The 19,215-nt window shown below is 71.1% G+C and carries 13 protein-coding genes; 8 read left to right on the top strand and 5 right to left on the bottom strand.

Annotated elements, in window-relative coordinates; genetic code table 11:
* The first annotated feature begins 21 nt into the window (after positions 1-21).
* Positions 22-330, top strand: coding sequence for a hypothetical protein (locus KBY47_RS37250; RefSeq protein ID WP_308405241.1), 309 nt, complete (start codon positions 22-24; stop codon positions 328-330).
* Positions 331-522: 192 nt separating this feature from the next.
* Here KBY47_RS37250 and KBY47_RS22860 read toward each other — a convergent pair whose 3' ends face one another.
* The gene (locus tag KBY47_RS22860; RefSeq protein ID WP_210923653.1) at positions 523-732 is read right to left on the bottom strand and encodes a hypothetical protein; all 210 of its coding nucleotides are present in this window, start codon (positions 730-732) and stop codon (positions 523-525) included.
* Positions 733-1,298: 566 nt separating this feature from the next.
* Between KBY47_RS22860 and KBY47_RS22855 the strand changes: the two genes are divergently transcribed.
* The 7 genes from KBY47_RS22855 to KBY47_RS22825 all read left to right on the top strand — a co-directional run bounded on the left by KBY47_RS22855 (position 1,299) and on the right by KBY47_RS22825 (position 13,086).
* The gene (locus tag KBY47_RS22855; RefSeq protein ID WP_308405240.1) at positions 1,299-5,060 is read left to right on the top strand and encodes a S8 family serine peptidase; all 3,762 of its coding nucleotides are present in this window, start codon (positions 1,299-1,301) and stop codon (positions 5,058-5,060) included.
* A gap of 81 nt (positions 5,061-5,141) precedes the next feature.
* The gene (locus KBY47_RS22850; protein ID WP_308405239.1) at positions 5,142-6,362 is read left to right on the top strand and encodes an acyl-CoA dehydrogenase family protein; all 1,221 of its coding nucleotides are present in this window, start codon (positions 5,142-5,144) and stop codon (positions 6,360-6,362) included.
* Between the two features lie 203 nt (positions 6,363-6,565).
* On the top strand, positions 6,566-7,096 hold the full coding sequence (locus tag KBY47_RS22845) for a (2Fe-2S)-binding protein (protein ID WP_210923649.1): 531 nt from the start codon (positions 6,566-6,568) through the stop codon (positions 7,094-7,096).
* Complete coding sequence (locus KBY47_RS22840; RefSeq protein ID WP_210923647.1) at positions 7,083-8,072, top strand: xanthine dehydrogenase family protein subunit M; 990 nt, start codon at positions 7,083-7,085, stop codon at positions 8,070-8,072. The genes KBY47_RS22845 and KBY47_RS22840 overlap by 14 nt, the downstream gene beginning before the upstream one ends.
* A gap of 107 nt (positions 8,073-8,179) precedes the next feature.
* Positions 8,180-10,276: a xanthine dehydrogenase family protein molybdopterin-binding subunit gene (locus KBY47_RS22835; protein WP_374103096.1), complete on the top strand. Its 2,097-nt coding sequence runs from the start codon at positions 8,180-8,182 to the stop codon at positions 10,274-10,276.
* A 190-nt stretch (positions 10,277-10,466) separates the two neighbouring features.
* A complete protein-coding gene (locus KBY47_RS22830) occupies positions 10,467-11,531 on the top strand; it encodes an MBL fold metallo-hydrolase (RefSeq protein ID WP_210923643.1) in 1,065 nt (354 codons plus the stop codon).
* Between the two features lie 151 nt (positions 11,532-11,682).
* Positions 11,683-13,086: an MFS transporter gene (locus KBY47_RS22825; protein ID WP_210923641.1), complete on the top strand. Its 1,404-nt coding sequence runs from the start codon at positions 11,683-11,685 to the stop codon at positions 13,084-13,086.
* 81 nt (positions 13,087-13,167) lie between these two features.
* On the opposite strand, the gene KBY47_RS22820 is transcribed toward KBY47_RS22825, so the two are convergent.
* The 4 genes from KBY47_RS22820 to KBY47_RS22805 all read right to left on the bottom strand — a co-directional run bounded on the left by KBY47_RS22820 (position 13,168) and on the right by KBY47_RS22805 (position 19,106).
* Positions 13,168-14,583, bottom strand: coding sequence for an aldehyde dehydrogenase family protein (locus KBY47_RS22820; RefSeq protein WP_210923639.1), 1,416 nt, complete (start codon positions 14,581-14,583; stop codon positions 13,168-13,170).
* A 120-nt stretch (positions 14,584-14,703) separates the two neighbouring features.
* A complete protein-coding gene (locus KBY47_RS22815; RefSeq protein WP_210923636.1) occupies positions 14,704-15,828 on the bottom strand; it encodes an NAD(P)-dependent alcohol dehydrogenase in 1,125 nt (374 codons plus the stop codon).
* 34 nt (positions 15,829-15,862) lie between these two features.
* Positions 15,863-16,753, bottom strand: a complete 891-nt coding sequence (locus tag KBY47_RS22810) for a pirin family protein (RefSeq protein ID WP_210923634.1) — start codon at positions 16,751-16,753, stop codon at positions 15,863-15,865.
* A 31-nt stretch (positions 16,754-16,784) separates the two neighbouring features.
* Entirely contained in the window at positions 16,785-19,106 is a 2,322-nt protein-coding gene (locus KBY47_RS22805) for an LLM class flavin-dependent oxidoreductase (RefSeq protein ID WP_210923632.1), read from the bottom strand.
* Positions 19,107-19,215: the final 109 nt, after the last annotated feature.

Below are 19,215 nucleotides of genomic sequence, written 5' to 3'. Positions count from 1 at the left end.
GCGCACTGGAGGTGCCGCAGGGTGCTGGCGCAGCGACTCCGCGCCGGTGATCACCTCCACGAGGTGTCCGGTGTTCCGCCCGCCCGTGCTCGCCCGGTGCGCTTCCAGCAGACCGGCCACCTCCGCCCGGGCGAGGTCGAGCGCCTCGGCGTGGTGCTGGAGCCGGGGGAGCAGCGCCACGTCCGGGGGCGTCGCCCGGTAGCGGTGGGGCAACTCGTCGGAGCGGCTGGCCAGGCCCTGCGCGGTCAGCCTGGCCAGTGTGGACGCCACGAGGGGCGCGTCCAGGTCCAGGCGCTGCACCAAGTCGTCGGCGGTGAGCTGCCCTATTGAGTCACGAGCAGCCGGTAGACGGACTCCTCGGCGGGGGAGAGCCCGGCGACCTCCAGTGTCATGGTCACCCTCCCGCGCCGAACGTTTCCGGAACCGACAGGAGCACGCTACTGCATGAAGTGTGAATTTCAGTGTGCGGTGGCGGGTGCGGAAAGGCGTTACTTCCCACACCCGCCGATGTGATCCGGTGTGTCACGGGCCTCGGTGCAGATAGGCCCGGGTCACGGTCTGCCGTACGGTGTTGCCCGCCCCGTCCTCGGCGCTGACCCGCAGGGTGACCGGGGCGTCACCGCGCGGACCGGAGGGCCGCTCGACCGTCGCCTCGAAGGCGTTGGTGCCGTCGGGGCGCACCGTGGCCCGGTGCCAGCTGCGGCCGTCGTCGTACGACGCCTCCACTCGCACCCGCACCCCGTGCGGGGCGGGCGGTCCGTCCGGGGGCGGCGTCCGAGGGGATCACCGACAGCCGACCCCGCTCCTCGACGGTCCGGAACAGCACCTTGGTGCGTCCGGCGCCGGGCCGGATGTCCACGGTCCGCTCGCCCGTGGCGTCGGTGGTGACCGTCACCCGGTCCCCGGTGATCAGCCGGACCGTGACGGCACCGGCCGGGTCGGGGGCGACGGTCACACTGGTCGGGAGTGTGTCGGTGCGGCCGATCGGTGTGATCACACCGGTCAGTGCGGCCCCCACCGCCGTCGCCACCCATAGGCGGATACGTCTCATCCGTCCTGGCCTTCCTCTACGCGCTTCACACTGTTCATGTGACGGACAGAATCCGTGAGTCCGGATGCGGTGTCATCGGTGCCGGGTGACGCACATGGGACATGTGCCAAGCACGACAGGGACCGGCGCACCCGCGCGTGTCCACTTGGCGACGTGGCACAACCGCGCCACCTCAGGGAGCGGCCAGGGCCCGCGAACGGTGCCGATAATCCTCGGCGACCTGCCCGGTACTACCCCGAGGTTGTCTGTGTCCTTCCAACCCCTCCGCGGGCGCCGCCCATTGACGGCGCTGTGCGCCGCGGCCCTGGTGCTCGCCGTGCCGTCGGGCCCGGCCTCCCCAGCGGACGGCCCGCCCCCGGCGACCGCCCCCGCCTCCGCCCTGTCCTCCGCCTCCGCCCTGTCCGCCGCTCCGGCCGCCGCCCGGACCGTCACCCTGGTCACCGGCGACCGCGTCACCGCGACGGCTACGGCCGACGGCGGCACCCAGGTGTCCGTGCACGGCCCCGACGGACTCCTGACCGGCCACGAGACCCGCCGCGACGGCGACGACACCTACGTCTACCCGCACCGGGCGCTGCCCTACGTGGCCGCCGGACTGGTCGACCACGAACTGTTCAACGTCACCCGGCTGCTCGCCGACGGCTACAGCGACACCGACCGCGACCGCCTCCCCCTGATCGTCACCTACACCGACGCCGCCGCCCGCGCGCGCAGCCTGCCCGTGCCGGAGGGCACCCGGAAGGTCCGCGCCCTCGACAGCATCCAGGGCGCCGCGCTGACGGCCGAACGGTCGCCCGACTTCTGGTCGGCGGCCACCGGCACCGACCCCGACGGCCGCGCCCAGGACCCGGACGCGCCCGCGCGGTTGCGGGGCGGCATCGCGAAGGTGTGGCTGGACGGCAGGGTGCGGGCCACCCTCGCCGACACCACCGCCCAGATCGGCGCACCGGGCGTGTGGGACTCCGGCAACACCGGCGAGGGCGTCGACGTCGCCGTCCTCGACACCGGCGTGGACACCGAGCACCCCGACCTCACCGGGCGGATCGCCGCCCGCCGCAGCTTCGTCCCCGAGGAGGAGGTGACCGACCGCAACGGCCACGGCACCCACGTCGCCTCCATCGTCGCCGGAAGCGGCGCCGCCTCCGACGGCCGGGAACGTGGCGTCGCCCCCGACGCCCGGCTGCACATCGGCAAGGTCCTCTCCGACCAGGGCTACGGACAGGACTCCTGGATCGTCGCCGGGATGGAGTGGGCCGCCCGCGAGCAGGGCGCCAAGGTCATCAACCTCAGCTTGGGCGGTGAACCCACCGACGGGACCGACCCGTTGAGCCTCGCCGTCGACGAACTCAGCGCCGAGACCGGCGCGCTGTTCACCGTGGCCGCGGGCAACTCGGGCCCCCTGCCGTACTCGGTCGGCGCCCCCGGGGCCGCCGACGCCGCGCTGACCGTGGGCGCGGTCGACGGCGGTGACCGGCTCGCCGACTTCTCCGGCCGGGGCCCGCGCCTCGGCGACGGCGCGGTGAAACCGGACCTCACCGCGCCCGGCGTCGGTGTCCTGGCCGCCCGCTCCCAGCACGCCCCGGAGGGCGAGGGCCCGTACCAGGCACTCAGCGGTACGTCGATGGCCGCCCCGCACGCCTCCGGAGCCGCCGCCCTGCTGGCCGCCGAGCACCCGGACTGGACCGGGGCCCAGCTCAAGAGCGCCCTGGTCAGCCAGGCGAAGCCGACGCCCGACCACGGGCCGTTCGAAGCGGGCGCCGGACGCCTCGACATCGCCGCGGCCTCGACCGCGACCCTGTTCGCCACCGGCAGCGTGGACTTCGGTTACCCGTCGTGGCCGACGGCGCCCGGCGCCACCACCGACCGGCGGATCACGTACACCAACAGGGCCGACACCCCCGTCGCTCTCGACCTCGCGGTGGACCTCCCCGACGGCCCCACGGACTTGTTCACCCTCTCCGCCGACCGGGTCACCGTCCCAGCCCACGGCACCGCCACGGTGACCCTCACCACGCACCTCGATCACGCGCCCCAGGACCGCATGACGGCCGGTGCCGTCACCGCCACCGACGACTCCGGCACGATCCGGGCCCGCACCGTCGCCGGTGCCGGACGCGAGGGCGAACGCCACCGGCTCACCCTCAAGGCCAACGACCGCGGCGGCCGCCCCATCGGCGGCACGGTCATCCTGACCGCCAGGCACTTCTGGCAGCCGGTCCGCATCGACGACTCGGGCACCCTGGACCTGCGGCTGCCGCCGGGCCGCTACACCGCCTGGCTGGACGCCGAGGTGGAGGGCGCGAACGGGCCGCACTCGCTCGGCCTCGCCCTGCTGACACTGACCGACATCGACCTGACCGAGGACCGCACCGCCACCTTCGACGCGACCCGGGCCCGCCGGATCTCCGCCGTCACACCGAAGCCGAGCACACCGGACGGCTCCCGCTTCGACGTCCACCGCGGCTTCGCGGCCGACGACTGGTCGGCTTCCTCACGGTGGCCCATGGAGACCTACGACAGCGTATGGACGCTGCCCACCGGCGAGAAGGTCACGGAGGGCGAGTTCGGGTTCGGCACCCGCTGGCGGCTCAGCCAGCCCGCGCTGACCATCGGCTCGGCCGGACGCGCCTACGACGATCTGCGCGCCCACGTCGGAGCCCGGCCACTGCCCCGGGGCAACCACCGACTGGACGCCGTGTTCGCCGGTGACGGCGGCGCGGACGCCTACACCCGGCTGCGCGCCCGCGGGAAGGCGGCCGTGGTGCGCCGCGACGGCGCCGTATCCGTCGAGCAGCAGGCGGCGGCCGCGTCCGCCGCCGGAGCGGCGCTGCTGCTGGTGGTCCACGACGGCACCGGACGGCTGGAACCGTGGAACGACTCGCCCTGGTCGCTGGCCGCCCCAGCACCGCTGCCGGTGGCCACCCTCACCCGCGACGAGGGAGAGGCCCTGATCGGACGGCTGACCAGTGAGAACCGGGTCCGGCTCGATGTCACCTCCCGGCCCGTCACCGAGTACGTCTACGACCTGACCCGCGACTACCGCGACACGGTCCCGGCCGACCTCACCCACCGCCCGGCCCCGCACGAACTGGCCAGGGTCGACGTGTCCTTCCGCAACTTCCGCCCCGGCCGCGCGATGCACTACCGGGGCGACGTCTCGCTGACCGGACCCGCCGGGATGAACCCGTCGTCCGCCCCCGCGATCGGAGAGCGCACGGACTGGGTGACCGCCGGGGAGGAGTGGACGGACACCGCCATGATCGCCCGGGAGCAGGGGCAGACCGGCAGCCCGGTCACCTACCGGCCCGGCACCGTCCACACGGCCGGCTTCTTCGGCCCCGTCCAGCGGCCCCGCCTCGCGGACGGCATCGGAGCCCGCCGGTACGGCGACGAGATGGCCGTCCTGGTCCCCGGCTGGGGCGACTCGGGCACCGACCACGTGGGGGACACCTACGGCAACTTCCACGTGAGCAACGTCCTCAAGCTCTACCAGGGCGACACCCTCGTACAGGAGGCGAACCGCTACCAGCTGTGGATGGCGGTGTCGGGACTGCGGCGCGAGCGGCTGCCGTACCGCCTGGTCTCGGAGAACACCCGGGACGCGGAGTGGCCCGCGCCCTACTCCACCGCCACCAGGACCGAGTGGGGCTTCACCTCCGGCACCGGCGGCACGGCGGAGGCGGCGGACCAACTGCCGCTGATCCAACTCGACTACGACGTCACCCTCGACCCGGACAGCCGGGCGAGCCGCCACGCCGACCTCACCCTGACCCCCTCGCACCTCTCCCGGTCGGTCGACACGGCCGCCATCCGCACGGCGGGCCTGGAGTTCTCCTACGACGACGGCGCCACCTGGCACCGCGCCACCCTCAAGCGCGCCGGCGACAGCTGGCGCACCCGGCTCGACGCCCCGCGCTCGGCACGCTTCGTCACCCTGCGGGCCACGGCACGGGACGCGGGAGGCAACAGCGTCGAACAGCGCATCGACAGGGCGTTCGGAGTGCGCTGAGCGGACAATCTGTTGGACAGACTGTCCGATGGATGGATTAGTCTCGGTGGTGAATACCCCCCATCCGCATAGGAGAACGTGGTGACCACCACCAGCGACAGCGAGCGCGAGGGCACGAGCGGCGTGCCGTCCACGGACCGGCCGAGGACGGACCTCGTCGAGCGGGCCCGTGCCCTCCAGCCCCTGTTGCGGGCGCACGCCGAGCGCACCGAGGCCGATCGCGTCGTACCGCGGGAGATAGTGGACGAACTCACCGCCGCGGGTGTCTTCCGGCTGCTGACGCCGAGGCGCTACGGCGGATACGAGACCGACCTGCGCACCCTGACGGAGGTCTCCGAGGTGCTCGGCGAGGCGGACGGCTCGACCGCCTGGACCGCGATGATCATCTCGGTGACCAACTGGCTGGCGAGCCTCTTCCCCGACAAGGCACAGGAAGAGGTCTTCGGAGCCGACCCCGACGCCAGGGTCACCGGCGTGGCCGCGCCCACCGGCGTCGGCTGCGCGGTGCCCGGCGGCTTCACCGTCTCCGGGAAGTGGTCCTACAACTCGGGCGCCCCGCACGCTACCTGGGCCGCCGTGGGCGCCCTGCTCAAGGACGACACCGGCGCCGTCGTGGACCAGGCGCTGGTGCTGGTCCCCGCCTCAGAGCTGGTCATCGAGGACACCTGGCACACGGCGGGCATGAAGGGAACCGCCAGCAACACCCTGATCGCCCGGGACGTCTTCGTCCCCGAGCACCGGGTGCTGTCGGTCCCGGCGGCCGCCCAGGGCACGTACCCGCGCACGTTCCGTGCGGACGAGCCCCTGTATTCGTCGGTGTTCGGCTCCATGCTGCTGCTCTGCCTCACCGGGCCGCTGCTCGGCCTCGGCAGGGCGGCCCTCGACACGGTGACGGAGGCGGCCCGGCACAAGCCGCTGTCCTTCACCGTGCACGGCAGGCAGGCGGAGTCCGTCGGCGTACAGACCCAGATCGCTGAGGCGGCGCTGGCCCTGCGCACGGCCCGGCTGCACGTCTACGACGCCGTGGACCTGGTGGACCACGGCTCCAGCTCCCTGGACTACGCCGCCCGCACCCAGGTCAGGGCACAGGCGGGCCTGGCCGCCCAGCAGGTCCTCGCGGCCATCACCACCTTGCTGAACGTGCACGGCGCGGGCGCCTTCGCCGACGCCAACCCCCTCCAGCGGATCTGGCGCGACGCCAACGTCGCGGCCCGCCACGCCGGTCTCGTCCCGGCCGTCGGACTGGAGGCGTACGGCAAGACCCTCCTCGGCATCGAGGAGCCGGTCACCCTCATGGTGTGACCCCACGGGGGTCATGAACCGCCCGATCGAAAGGGTCACTTCACCGAAGAACGGCGAACAGCGCGCTGTCGGGAGTCCGTCGGCGGGGAATTCCCCGCGAAATGCGGGCTCCCGAACGCAGCGCTAGCATCGAGCAGACCGCCGGGTGGTGAATTGTTCCCATGCTCTGAGCATGGGCCCGAAACCTATCGAATCGAGGCGCAATGAAGCATGTCGAGATCTCGGCGCGCCCCAGCGAGGAAACGCCCGAAACCCCGAGCGTCGACGTCACGCTGAACATCAATGGCGACACCTATCGCATGCGGTTCGACGCACGGGTGACCCTCCTCGACGCCCTCCGTGACCACCTCGGGCTCACCGGGGCGAAGAAGGGCTGTGACCAGGGCGCATGCGGTGCCTGTACGGTCCTCGTCGACGGTAAGCGCGTGGTGTCGTGTCTTGGGCTCGCCGCTCAGTACGAGGGCCGCGAGATCACCACCGTGGAGGGGCTCGCCGACAACGGGGAGTTGCATCCGATGCAGGACGCCTTCGCCCGCCATGACGCGTTCCAATGCGGTTACTGCACCCCGGGACAGATCATGTCCGCGGTGTCGCTGATCGCCGAGGGCCGGGCCGATACGGAAGCCGACGTCTGCGAGTTCATGAGCGGAAATATCTGCCGCTGTGGCGCTTACCCGAATATCCGCGCGGCGATCCGCGAAGTGGTGACGGAGGGGCACGATGCATCCCTTTGAGTACATGCGGCTCGGCGACACCGAGCAGGCGGTCGCCCTGGTGTCCGCCGACCCGGGAGCGTCGTTCCTCGCGGGCGGCACCACCCAGCTGGACCTGATGAAGGACGGTGTCCTGGAGCCCGAGCGGCTGGTCGACATCACCCGGCTGCCGCTGCGCGGCATCATGCACACCGGGTCTGCGGCACACGTCGGCGCGCTGACAACGATGGAGGAAATGGCGGCGGACGAGCCGCTCCGGCAGCGGCTCCCGTTCGTCCGGGAGGCCCTGCTGCTGGGTGCCTCGACGCAGCTGCGGAACATGGCGACCATCGGCGGCAACCTGCTCCAGCGGGCCCGCTGCCGCTACTTCCGTGACCCGACCGTCGCCGCGTGCAACAAGCGTGAACCCGGCTCGGGCTGCGCCGCCATCAACGGCATCCAGCGGATGCACGCCATCCTGGGCACCAGCGACCACTGCATCGCCCTGCACGCCTCGGACGTCGCCGTCCCGCTGGCCGCCCTCGACGCGATCGTGCACGTCCAGGGACAGGACGGCCCGCGCCAGATCCCACTGACCCAGTTCTATCTGCCGCCGGGCACCACACCCCACATCGAGAACGTGCTCCACCACGGCGAACTGATCACCGAGGTGGAGATCCCGCTGCTGCCCGAGGGGACCAGGTCGCACTACATGAAGGTGCGCGACCGCGTCTCCTACGAGTTCGCCCTCGCCTCGGCCGGAGTCGCCCTGGACATGGACGGCGGTGTCATCCGGGAGGCCCGTATCGCCCTCGGCGGCGTCGGTACCATCCCGTGGCGGGCCTGGGGCGCCGAACAGGTGCTCAACGGCGCCGAGGCCAACGCGGGCAACTTCCGCGCGGCGGCGGAGGCGGCCCTGGAGGGTGCCAGGCCGCTGCCGGGGACCGCGTTCAAGGTGGAGCTGGCCAAGCGCACGCTGGTGCGCACCCTCGAGACCGTCGCAGGAGCCCAGTCATGACCACACTGGAGACTCGCAGGGTCGTCGGTGAGGGCCTGAACCGCGTCGACGCCCCCCTGAAGGTCACCGGCACGGCCCACTACCCCAACGACTTCAGCTACCCCGGCATGGTGCACGCCGCCCTGGTCGGCAGCACCATCGCCGCCGGACGCATCCGCAGCATCGACGCCTCCGAGGCACAGTCGGCCCCGGGTGTGCTCACCGTGATCACCCATCTCACCGCACCCCAGCTGGAGCGCGGCCCGATGACCCTGCTCGGGCCGTCCCCGCCCGCCCCGATGCAGGACGACCGGATCCTGCACTACGGGCAGCACATCGCCATCGTGGTCGCCGACACCCCGGAGCAGGCCCGCCACGCGGCGTCCCTGGTGCGGGTGGAGTACGACCCGGCCGAGGCCGTGCTCGACGTGGACGATCCGCGGGCGCAGATCGTGGAGAACCCGTGGGGACTGGACACCCAGCGCGGGGATGTCGCGGCGGGGTTCGCGCGGGCGGACGTGGTCGTGGAGGGGACGTACACGACCCCTGACAACACCAACAACCCGCTCGGCCTGATGGCGACGATCGCCTCGTGGCACGGTGACGCGCTGACGGTGCATGACTCCACGCAGTGGCCGCACAACGTACGCACCACCCTCGCGATGGTCTTCCAGGTGCCGGAGAGCGGCGTCCGGGTCCTCGCCCCGTTCGTGGGCGGCGGCTTCGGCGCTGGCCTCCGTGTCTGGTCCCATGTCATCCTGACCGCGCTCGCGGCCCGTGAGGTCAAGCACCCCGTGAAGCTGGTGCTGACCCGGCCGCAGATGTTCACCTCGGTCGGCCATCGGCCGAACAGTGTGCAGCAGATCAAGATCGGTGCGACGCGGGACGGTGATCTGGTCGCGATCGAGCACTACGGGATGTCGTCGGTGGCGATGGAGGACGACGACTACGAGCCGGTGTCGTTCGGTTCGGCGGTGGCCTACGCCTGTCCGAACGTGCTGACGCAGGATCGTCAGGCCCGGCTGAACATTCCGTGTCCGGGTTCGATGCGGGCTCCGGCGGAGGGGCAGGGGAACTTCGCGTTGGAGTGTGCGATCGACGAGGCGGCGTACGCGATCGGGATGGATCCGTTGGAGTTCCGGCTGCGCAACTACGCGGAGGAGCATCCGCTGCTGGGTCTGCCGTGGTCGAGCAAGGCGCTGCGGGAGTGTTACAGCGAGGGTGCGGAGCGGTTCGGCTGGTCGCGGCGGAACCCGGAGGTCGGGTCGATGCGGGAGGGGCGCTGGCTGGTCGGCTATGGGATGGCCGGGGTGTCGTATCCGTTCTACCAGGTGCCGTGTCAGGCGCGGGCGTCGCTGCGGCGGGACGGTTCGGCGTATGTGCGCAGCGCGGCGACGGACATCGGTACGGGCACGTACACGGTGATGACACAGCTCGCGGCGGAGTTGCTGGGACTTGATGTGGGCCGGGTGCGGTTCGATCTGGGTGACTCGGACATGCCGTACTCGCCGCAGGCCGGTGGGTCGGGGCTGACCGGCGCGCTGGCCAACGCCGTCCACACCGCCTGCCGCAACTTGGTACGGGAGTTCCTGGACGTCGTACGCGACGACGAGGCCTCGCCGCTGCGGGGCGCCGCTCCCGAGGACGTCACCGTCACCGACGGCCGCATCCACCGTGTCGGCTCTCCCGAGCAGGGGGAGTCGTACACCGACATCCTGGCCCGCCATGGCCTGGAGGAACTGAGTGCCGACGGCCGGAGCACACCTCCGCAGGCCGAGGAGATCGGCATGGCCACCTCCGGCGCCTTCGGGGCGAAGTTCGTGGAGGTCCGCATCGACCCAGGGTTGGGGTTGTTGCGGGTGGCGCGTGTCGTCTCGGCGATCGACGGTGGCCGGATTCTGAACGAGAAGACGGCCACGAGTCAGATCATCGGTGGCACGGTCGGTGGGATCAGTCAGGCGATGTTCGAGGAGACGGCGACGGACGCGGGGACCGGGCGGATCGCGAACGCGACGTTCGGTGACTATCTGATGCCCGTCAACGCGGATGTCCCGGACATGGAGGTCATCTTCTGCGGCGGGCCGGACCGGGCGACCGCGGTCGGTACCAAGGGAGTCGGCGAGGTGGGACTCGTCGGTGTCGCGGCGGCCATCGGCAACGCGATCCACCACGCCACCGGCCGCCGGCTGCGGGCGCTGCCGTTCACCATCGATCAACTGCTCTGAGCACCACCCCGACCCGTGTGGCGAGGAAACGACATGTTTCCTCGCCACACGTCGTCATGCCCGCCCGTCGGCAGCCGCACAAGATGATCTGTGATTCAGGAGATAGTCTGTTGACAAGACGATTGGTTCGGACGCACGATTGTGGAGCAAACGATCCACTCAACAATGCATTCGCAGGAGAACCCACGTCATGTCCAACAAGTACGGCGACTTCTACGCGACCAAGTGGGGCTTCCCGAAGGCCCAGGCCGACGAGCACATCCCCTCACCGCAGCACTTCATGCCCGAGTACCTGAACGACCCGTCGTTCTACGAGAAGGGCTACCACCTGGAGAACGTCGGCGACGGCGGCAACTTCTACTGGGTCACCAGCCCCGCCGGTTACGACGGCGGCTTCGTCGTCACCGGCAGCGGTGTGATCGTGATCGACGCCCCGCCCGGACTCGGCGAGAACATGCAGTCGGCGATCCGCTCGGTGACGAAGGAGCCGGTCACCCACCTGATCTACAGCCACTGGCACTCCGACCACATCGGCGCGGCGTCCCAGTTCGGCCCCGACGTGAAGATCGTCGCCCATGAGATCACCCGGGAGCTGCTGGCGCGCTTCCCGGACAAGTACCGCCCGCTGCCCACCGAGACGTTCAGGACGGACGCCACCCTGGAGGTCGGCGGCACCAAGCTGGAGCTGTCCTACAAGGGCGCCGACCACTGCCCGGGCAACATCTACATCTACGGCCCGGACCAGAAGGTCCTCACCAAGGTGGACATCGTCAGCCCCGGCTCGGTGACCTTCATGCACGCCGACGTCTCGGAGAACATCAGCGGGTTCTACCAGGCCCACGACGACATCCTGTCCTACGACTTCAAGGCCCTCATCGGCGGTCACATCTCCCGCTGGGGCACCCGCGAGGACGTGGAGATCGTGCGCGAGTACTGGCACGACCTGCTGTTCTACGCCGAGGAGGCCCTGCGGGAGATGAGCAACGCGGAGGCGTTGCAGGGCTTCGTGGTCGGCCTGGGCCGTGAGTACCAGATGGTCGGCGCGGAGAACTGGATCAACTCGATCGCCAACTACGCCACGGAGAAGACGCTCACCAAGGTCACGTCCAACGGCCAGACCTGGCCCGAGCGGCTGGCCGGTGCCACCGTCTTCACCAAGTACCACGCCTGGACGGTCGCGGAGACCTTCCGTACCGAGCGCACCCACTTCGGCTACCAGAAGGAAGGCAACGGCGGCGACTTCTACATCGCCTGACGCCTCCGGTCCCAGAGCCTGACCCAACACACCGAACACGCCGAACACATCGAACACACCGACCGCGGCTCGTGCCCCGCATCACGCGGGCACGAGCCGCGGTCGTTTCTCCGCCCAGCCCACCCGGGCTCATCACGAACCAGGCCCTTCCATGGCTTCGCACGCAAGAACCCGTACCGCGCACCCGACGCTCGTCCTCGGCGTCGTCCTCCTCTCCGTCTTCGCCTTCGCCCTGCTCCAGTCGCTGATCAGCCCCGTACTGCCGGTCCTGCGCACCGAACTGGACACCACCCAGGACCTCATCGCCTGGGTCATGACCGCCTTCCTGCTGTCGGCGTCAATCAGCACCCCTCTCCTCGGCCGCCTCGGCGACCGGTACGGCAAGGACCGGGTGCTGGTGGCGTCCCTCGTCGCGCTCGCCGCCGGGGCGGCGGTCTCCGCCCTGGCACCGGGCATCGAACTCATGATCGTCGGCCGGGTGGTCCAGGGCGTCGGCGGCGGCGTCCTCCCCCTGGCGTTCGGCATCATCCGCGACGAACTGCCCCGCGAGCGCGCTCCGGGCGCCATCGGCACCGCCGCGGCCCTCGCGGCGGTGGGCGGGGGAGTGGGGATCGTCGTCGCCGGACCACTGACCGACGCGCTCGGCGTGCGGTCCCTGTTCTGGGCGCCGGCCATCCTGATCGCCGTCGCCGCGGTGGCGGCACGCGTCGTCGTACCGCCCTCACCGTCCCGCAGCAAGGGCCCCATCAGCTGGCTCGCCACCGCGCTGATGGCCGCCTGGCTGACGGCCCTGCTCGTGCCGCTGGCACAGGCGTCCCGGTGGGGCTGGACCTCCCCGCGGGTGATCCTCTCGCTGGCCGCCGCCGTCGTGCTCGCCGTCGCCTGGGTGGTGACGGAGCGCCGCTCCGACCGGCCCCTGGTGGACATGCGGATGATGCGCATCACCGCGGTCTGGACGACGAACCTCGTCTCCCTCCTCTTCGGCGTCGGCCTGTTCGCCGTCATGGTGTTCCTGCCCGGCTTCGTCCAGGCCCCGCCCGAGGCGGGCTACGGCTTCGGCGCCAGCGTCACCCGGTCCGGACTGCTGCTCCTGCCGATGACCGTGACGATGTTCTTCGCCGGTCTCGCCTCGGCGCGTCTGGCCCGGCGGTTCGGTCCCAGGACGGTGCTCGTCACGGCCTCCGCGCTGAACGCCACCGCCGTCGCCATGCTCGCCCTCCAGCATGACCGGCAGTGGCAGATCCCGCTGGCGCTGGCCCTGCTCGGCATCGCGCTCGGCACGGCGTTCTCCACCATGGCGAACGTAATCGTCGCCGCCGTACGCCCCGACCAGACGGGAGTGGCGAACGGTGTCACCGCCAACGTCCGCACCATCGGCGGCTCGCTCGGCGTCGCCGTCATGAGCGCCATCGTCAGCGCGCACACCCCGGTCGGCGGCGGACTCCCGACGGAGACCGGGTACACCGTCGGGTTCGCGGTCCTGGGCGTCGCGGGTGTCGCCGCGCTGGTGGCCGCCACCCGCGTACCGGGACGCGGCGCCGCCACGACGCGGTGAGGTCGGCCACGCCGTGGCGGAAACCGGCAGAGGGGCCCTGGACTCATTCGTCCAGGGCCCCTCTTGGGATTCAGGTGGTGGTCACTCGGAGATGGCTCGCGGCTCCAGGTACGCCTCCAGCCCGTAGGTGTGGTGCTCGCGGCCGATGCCGGACTGCTTGATGCCGCCGAACGGTGCCTCCTCGTCGGCGAAGATCCGGTTGATCAGGACCGTGCCCGCCTGCACCTGCCGGGCCACACCGCGCGCCCGCTCGGTGTCACTGGAGAAGACCTGCGCCTGCAACCCGTAGGGCGTGTCGTTGGCGATGCTGACCGCCTCATCGTCGTCGTCGAAGGGGATGACGACGAGCACCGGCCCGAAGATCTCCTCACGGGCGACCCGCATCTCGTTGGTGACCCCGGTGAAGATGGTGGGCTTGACGTACCAGCCCTTCTCCAGGCCCTCCGGCCTGCCCGGACCGCCCGTGAGGAGCTTGGCGCCCTCCTCCAGGCCGAGCCGGATGTAGTGCTGCACCCGGTCGAACTGCTGCTGGCTGACGACCGGCCCGACGCCCGTCGCCGGGTCCGTCGGGTCGCCCACCTGGAAGGCGGGCATGGCCTTCTCGATGGCCTCGACGACCTCGTCCAGCCGGTCGCGGGGCGCGAGGATCCGCGTCCCGGCGAAGCAGGTCTGACCGTTGTTGAGGAACCCGGAGGCGAGCGCCGCGGGGACGGCCGAGGAGAGGTCGGCGTCGTCCAGCAGGATGCTCGGACCCTTGCCGCCGAGTTCCAGTGTGAGGCGCTTGAACGTCTCGGCGGCGTTGCGCATGATCTGCTGGCCGACCGCGGTCGACCCGGTGAACCCGACCTTGGCGATGTCGGGGTGCGAGGTCAGCACGTTCCCGACGACGTTGCCGCGCCCGGTGACGATGTTGACCACGCCGGGCGGGAGGTCCGCCGCGTCGATGGCCTCGGTCAGCACCTGCGTCTGGATCGCGCTGATCTCGCTGGGCTTGACGACGACGGTGGTACCGGCGGCGATGGCGCTGGCGAGCTTCTGGGCGATGAAGACGATGTTGAGGTTCCAGGGGGTGATCACCGCGGCGACACCGAGCGGTTCCATGACGATGGTGTTGGTGCCCTGGGTCCGGGTGAACTCGTAGTTCTCCAGCAGCTTGGCGGCCGCGTCGAACATGCCGGGCGCCAGCGGGATGAGGCCGTCGACGATGCCGCGTACGGCGCCGTACTCCTCGGTCATGGCCGCCTTGAGGTCGTCCAGGCGCTCGGTGAACGAGGCGCTGAGCCGGTGCAGCAGGGCGATGCGCTCCTCCTTGCTGGTCCGCGAGAAGGTCGCGAAGGCGCGCTTGGCGGCGGCGATGGCCGCGTGCGCGTCCGTCTCGTCGGCGAGCCGGACCTGGCCGATGATCTCCTCGGTCGCCGGGTTGTACAGGGGGGCGAGTTCGGTGCCGTGGGGGATGACGAACTGCCCGTCGATGTAGACGTGGTCGATGGTTCGCATGTCTGCTGTATCCGCTTTCTGGTTTCTGGATGAGGTGTTGCGTGTTCGGGGATGAGGTGGTTCGTGGGGCCGGGCCGGTAGGGCCGCCGGGCGCGGTCGTCGTGCCCGGCGGCCCTTTCGTCACTCGGCGTCGGTGTCCGCGATGCGCAGGACCGGCTTGACGACATCGCCGCTGGCCGCGTCGGCGAACGCCGTGTTGATGTCGTCGAAGTCGTAGAACCGCACCAGCCGGTCGATCGGGAACCGCCCCGACCGGTACAGCTCGACGAGCTTGGGGATGAACAGCTGGGGCACGGCGTCGCCCTGGACGATGCCGCGCACCGACTTGCCGAGCGCGAGTTCGGCCGGGGGCACCGCGGCGTCGGGCGCGGCACCGGCCACCAGGCCGACCTGGCCCATCGGAGCCAGGGAGGCCACCGCCTGGGTGATCATCTCGGCGCGGCCGGTGGTGTCCAGGACGTAGCCGACACCGGAGCCGGTGATGTCCCGGATCGCCGCGGCCACGTCGGTGCCGGTGGCGTCGATGGTGTGGGTCGCGCCCAGTTCCTCGGCCAGCGCGAGGCGCCACGGGTTGACGTCCACCGCGATGATCGTCGACGCGCCCGCCACCCGGGCGGCCATCAGGGCGCCGAAGCCGACCGCACCGACACCGAAGACGGCCACGGACCCGCCGGTCGGCACGTCGAAGGTGTTCAGCACGGACCCGGCGCCGGTCTGGAGACCGCAGCCGAGCGGAGCCAGCATCTCCAGCGGGACGTCCTTGTCGACCTTGACGGTGTTGCGCTGGGTGGTCAGGGCGTGGGTGGCGAAGGAGGACTGGCCGAAGAAGTGGCCGTGCACCTCCTCGGTCTCCTCGGCCGCGTCGTCGGTGCGGTGCACACCCTCGCTGCCGTCGAGCCGGGCGCCCGCGAAGTTGGCGGGGAACGCCTTGTCGCAGTAGGCCGGGTGGCCGCTCAGGCACTGGTCGCACTCTCCGCATGCCTGGAAGGACAGGACGACGTGGTCGCCGGGCTCCAGGCCGGTGACGGCCGGGCCGACGCGTTCCACGACCCCGGCGCCCTCATGGCCGAGCACGAGGGGGAGCGGGGACGGGATGCGCTGGTGCCAGGCGTGGGCGTCGGTCTGGCAGATACCGGTGGCCACCATTCTGACCAGGATCTCGTCGGCCCGCGGCTCGTCGAGTTCGAGTTCCTCGACGGCGAGCGGTGCGTTCTCCGATTCGGCTACTGCCGCGCGAATGCGCATGAGGGGGGTCCTCTCTGAGAGATGTGGGGCGGGTTCAGCGGTCGTACGCGATCCGGGCCAGGCGGGGCACCTCACCGAAACCGCCGGTGCGGAAGTCGGAGTAGGCCTGTTCGATCTCCTCCTGGCGGTTCATCACGAAGGGACCGCCGAAGGCGACGGGCTCGCCGAGGGGAGTGGCGCTGTAGATCATCAGCTGGGTGGTGTCGTCGCCGTCCGGCGCGCCGAGCAGCAGGACGCTGTCGCCCGCCGGGTCGGCCAGCGGGTCGGACCAGGCGGTCTGTCCGGCGGTGAGTTCGCGTCCGGCGACCGTCGCGCGGCCGGAGACGACGAGGACGAGGGCGCGGTGCGCGGCGGGCAGGGTGTAGGTGAGGGTCGCCGTGGGCTCCAGGGTCACCGTGACGGCCTGTACCTCCACATGGTTGAGGGCGGGGCCGGTGACTCCTTCGACGGTGCCGGAGACCACGTCGAGCACGGCGCCGGGCTTGACCACCCGTGGCCGGGCCGCCACGGTCAGGTCCTGGTAGCGGCTCTCGGTGAGCTTGCGGTCCGCGGGCAGGTTGAGCCAGAGCTGGACGATGTGCGCGTGCTCGTCCCGGTAGGCCAGTTCGCGGTGGATGATGCCGCGGCCCGCGGTCATCCACTGCACGTCACCAGCCTGGAGCAGCCCGGAGTTGCCGTTGCTGTCGCCGTGCTCCAGCACACCGTTCAGCACGGTGGTCACCGTCTCCATGCCGCGGTGCGGGTGCCACTCGAAGCCGGGAGCCGAGAAGTGTTCCTCGCCCGCGAGCAGGAACGGGTCCGTCAGCCGTGGGTCCTGCGGGGCGAAGAGCATGGCGCTGTCGTCGGAGGTGGCGGTGGGGCCGAGTGCGGCCTTGCTGCCGATCCGGGTCACGGTGCGGCCCGGGGCGATGGTGGAGGTGTTCATGGTGGTGATGCCGTCTTCCGTGAGATTCGGTTCAGCTGTTCGACGCGGCGAGGTCCGCGTCCTGGGGCGGCACGGCGTCCTCGTGCGGCGCCGGCGGGATGTTGAAGTTGCGGTTGAAAACCTGGTCCGGGTCCCATTCGGCCTTCAGACCCCGCAGCCGGGTCAGGACCGGCTCCGGGAAGGCGTCGAGCAGCCGGGCGGGGTCGGTGTCCGTCTCGAAGCTGAGGTACATGCCGTTCAGGTGCGGGTAGAGCCGGGCCCAGTGGCTGTTCAGCCGGGTGAGCCACTCCGGCGCGGTGGCGGCGAGGACGGAGAACTGCTGGGTGCGGTGCGACCAGGCCATGGCGTCGGCGGGGATGTCGTGCACGGCGCCGCCCATCGACCGGAACTGCATGATCATGACGTCGCCCGACTTCATGGTCTCCTCGATGACCTCGGCGGCCTCCCGGGTGATGTGCTCCAGCAGTCCGCTGCGCGTGTCCTCCAGGCCCTGACCCTGGTGCCGGTTGTCCGGCGGCGCGACGACCATGTGGTACGGCACGAGTTGGGCCTGCTGGTCGATCACCGGCCCGGTGCCCAGGAACGGGGTGAGGGCGCGCTGTGCCTCCTCGACGTCGTCCCCGGCGTGCACGAGCGTGACCCGCGCGGTCACCGGTCCACCGCGCCGGGCGGGGAACAGGGACATGAAGCTGGTGATCTCGCGCGGGGCCTCCTCGACCAGGCGCCCCCACTCCATCAGGAAGTCCGCGGTGTCGGTGGCGTCGACCACGAGGGTGGCGTAGGCGACGTTCTCGATCTCGTACGCCTGGAGTTCGAAGGCGGTCACGATGCCGAAGTTGCCGCCCGCGCCCCGGATCGCCCAGAACAGGTCGGGGTGGTGCTCGGCGTCCACGCGGAGCTTGCGGCCGTCGGCGACGACGATCTCGGCGGCGGTGATGTGGTCGATGGTCAGGCCGTACTTGCGGGCCAGGTAGCCGAGGCCACCGGCCGTGGCGAGACCGCCCACGCCGACGTCGCCGTAGTCGCCCGAGCTCATGGCCAGGCCGTAGGGCGCCAGTTCGCGGGCCACGTCGCCCCAGCGCGCCCCGGGCTCGACCCGGATGCGGCCGGACTCCCGGTCCAGCACCTCGACGGAGTTCATCTTCCGCAGGTCGATGATGATGCCGCCGTCGTTGGTCGACCGGCCGCTGATGCCGTGACCGCCGCTGCGCACCGAGATGTCGACGTTCTGGCTCCGCGCGTAGGCGAGGGCCGCGACGACGTCGTCGGCGTTCTCCGCCCGGACGACCAGCGCGGGCGATCCGGTACGGGTGTAGCTGTGCCGTACGTTCTCGTAGCCCCGGTCGCCCGGTTCGACGACCTTGCCCGCGAGGGACGCCGGGATGTCGTCGTAGCTGATCGTGTCGTGCCGTGCGGCGAGGACGGCGGCCGGGCGGACGGGCGCGGTGCTCGTCCCGGCCGCCGCGCGCTCGCGCGCCACCGCCTCGCGCAGCGCGGGGGCGACCTCCTCGCCGAAGGTGCGGATCAGCCGCGGGTCGTCGCGGCCGATGAGGAAGGCGGAGAAGCCCTGCTCCAGGACGAGCGGGAGCAGTTCCTCCACCCACTGCTCCGGCGGGCCCTGGAGATGGCCGCGGCGGGTGGCGGAGAAGTCCACGGTGAAGAGGTTGAGCAGCCGCCGGATCTCCCGGGGATCACGGCCCGCCGCGACCGCCGCCTCGTCGATGATCTCGTTCGCCTCGGCCATGCCGGGGGACTGGAGGTACTCCAGCGTCGGCAGCCATCCGTCGGCCTTGCGTCCCGTCAGGCGGAGCATGCGCGGCTTGTAGGAACCGAGCCAGATGCCGATGTCGTGCGCCGGGCGCGGGCCCCGCTTCATCGACGGGATCGTGTGGTGCTTGCCGTCGAAGCGCAGGGGACCGGGCTGGTCGGTGTCCCAGACGCCGCGCAGGACGTCGATCGCCTCGTCGAGGGACTCGATGTTCTGTCCGGTCGTCGGGCGACGTCCGGACATGCCGCGTACGGCGTCCGGGAAGGCGCCCGCGCCGAGTCCGAGTTCGAACCGGCCGCCGGAGAGGAGGTCGAGGCTGGCCGCGGTGCGGGCGAGCGTCGCCGGGGGCCGCAGGGGCAGGTTGGTGACGTTCGCAGAGACCCGCAGGCGGCTGGTGCGGGCCGCGACCCAGGACATCAGGGTGTAGGTGTCCAGGAAGTCCGCGTTGTAGGGGTGGTCCTGGAAGGTGGCGATATCCAGTCCGGCCGCTTCGGTCAGCTCCGCCAGTGCCACGGCCTGTTCCGGGTCGTGCGCGGTCGGGGTGATGAAGGTGCCGAGCAGGAGTTCATGGCCGTAGTCGGGCATCGAGGGTCCTTGGTTGCGTTGTCAGACAATCCATCTGTCTAGCAGATGGTAAGCATGACAACGCAACCTCGGGCCGGGGTATTCCGGGGCCCCGGGCAGCTTCCTGGGG

This window comes from Streptomyces sp. B93 (assembly GCF_018070565.1).
In the GTDB taxonomy this organism is placed as follows: Bacteria; Actinomycetota; Actinomycetes; order Streptomycetales; family Streptomycetaceae; genus Streptomyces.
This window is presented reverse-complemented; position numbering and strand designations above follow the sequence as displayed.

Coding starts and splice junctions, on each gene's coding strand:
- KBY47_RS22810 (WP_210923634.1), bottom strand. CDS start 16,753: ATGAACACCTCCACCATCGCCCCGGGCCGCACCGTGACCCGGATCGGC.
- KBY47_RS22815 (WP_210923636.1), bottom strand. CDS start 15,828: ATGCGCATTCGCGCGGCAGTAGCCGAATCGGAGAACGCACCGCTCGCC.
- KBY47_RS22840 (WP_210923647.1), top strand. CDS start 7,083: ATGCATCCCTTTGAGTACATGCGGCTCGGCGACACCGAGCAGGCGGTC.
- KBY47_RS22835 (WP_374103096.1), top strand. CDS start 8,180: ATGGTGCACGCCGCCCTGGTCGGCAGCACCATCGCCGCCGGACGCATC.
- KBY47_RS22825 (WP_210923641.1), top strand. CDS start 11,683: ATGGCTTCGCACGCAAGAACCCGTACCGCGCACCCGACGCTCGTCCTC.
- KBY47_RS22820 (WP_210923639.1), bottom strand. CDS start 14,583: ATGCGAACCATCGACCACGTCTACATCGACGGGCAGTTCGTCATCCCC.
- KBY47_RS22845 (WP_210923649.1), top strand. CDS start 6,566: ATGAAGCATGTCGAGATCTCGGCGCGCCCCAGCGAGGAAACGCCCGAA.
- KBY47_RS22805 (WP_210923632.1), bottom strand. CDS start 19,106: ATGCCCGACTACGGCCATGAACTCCTGCTCGGCACCTTCATCACCCCG.
- KBY47_RS22830 (WP_210923643.1), top strand. CDS start 10,467: ATGTCCAACAAGTACGGCGACTTCTACGCGACCAAGTGGGGCTTCCCG.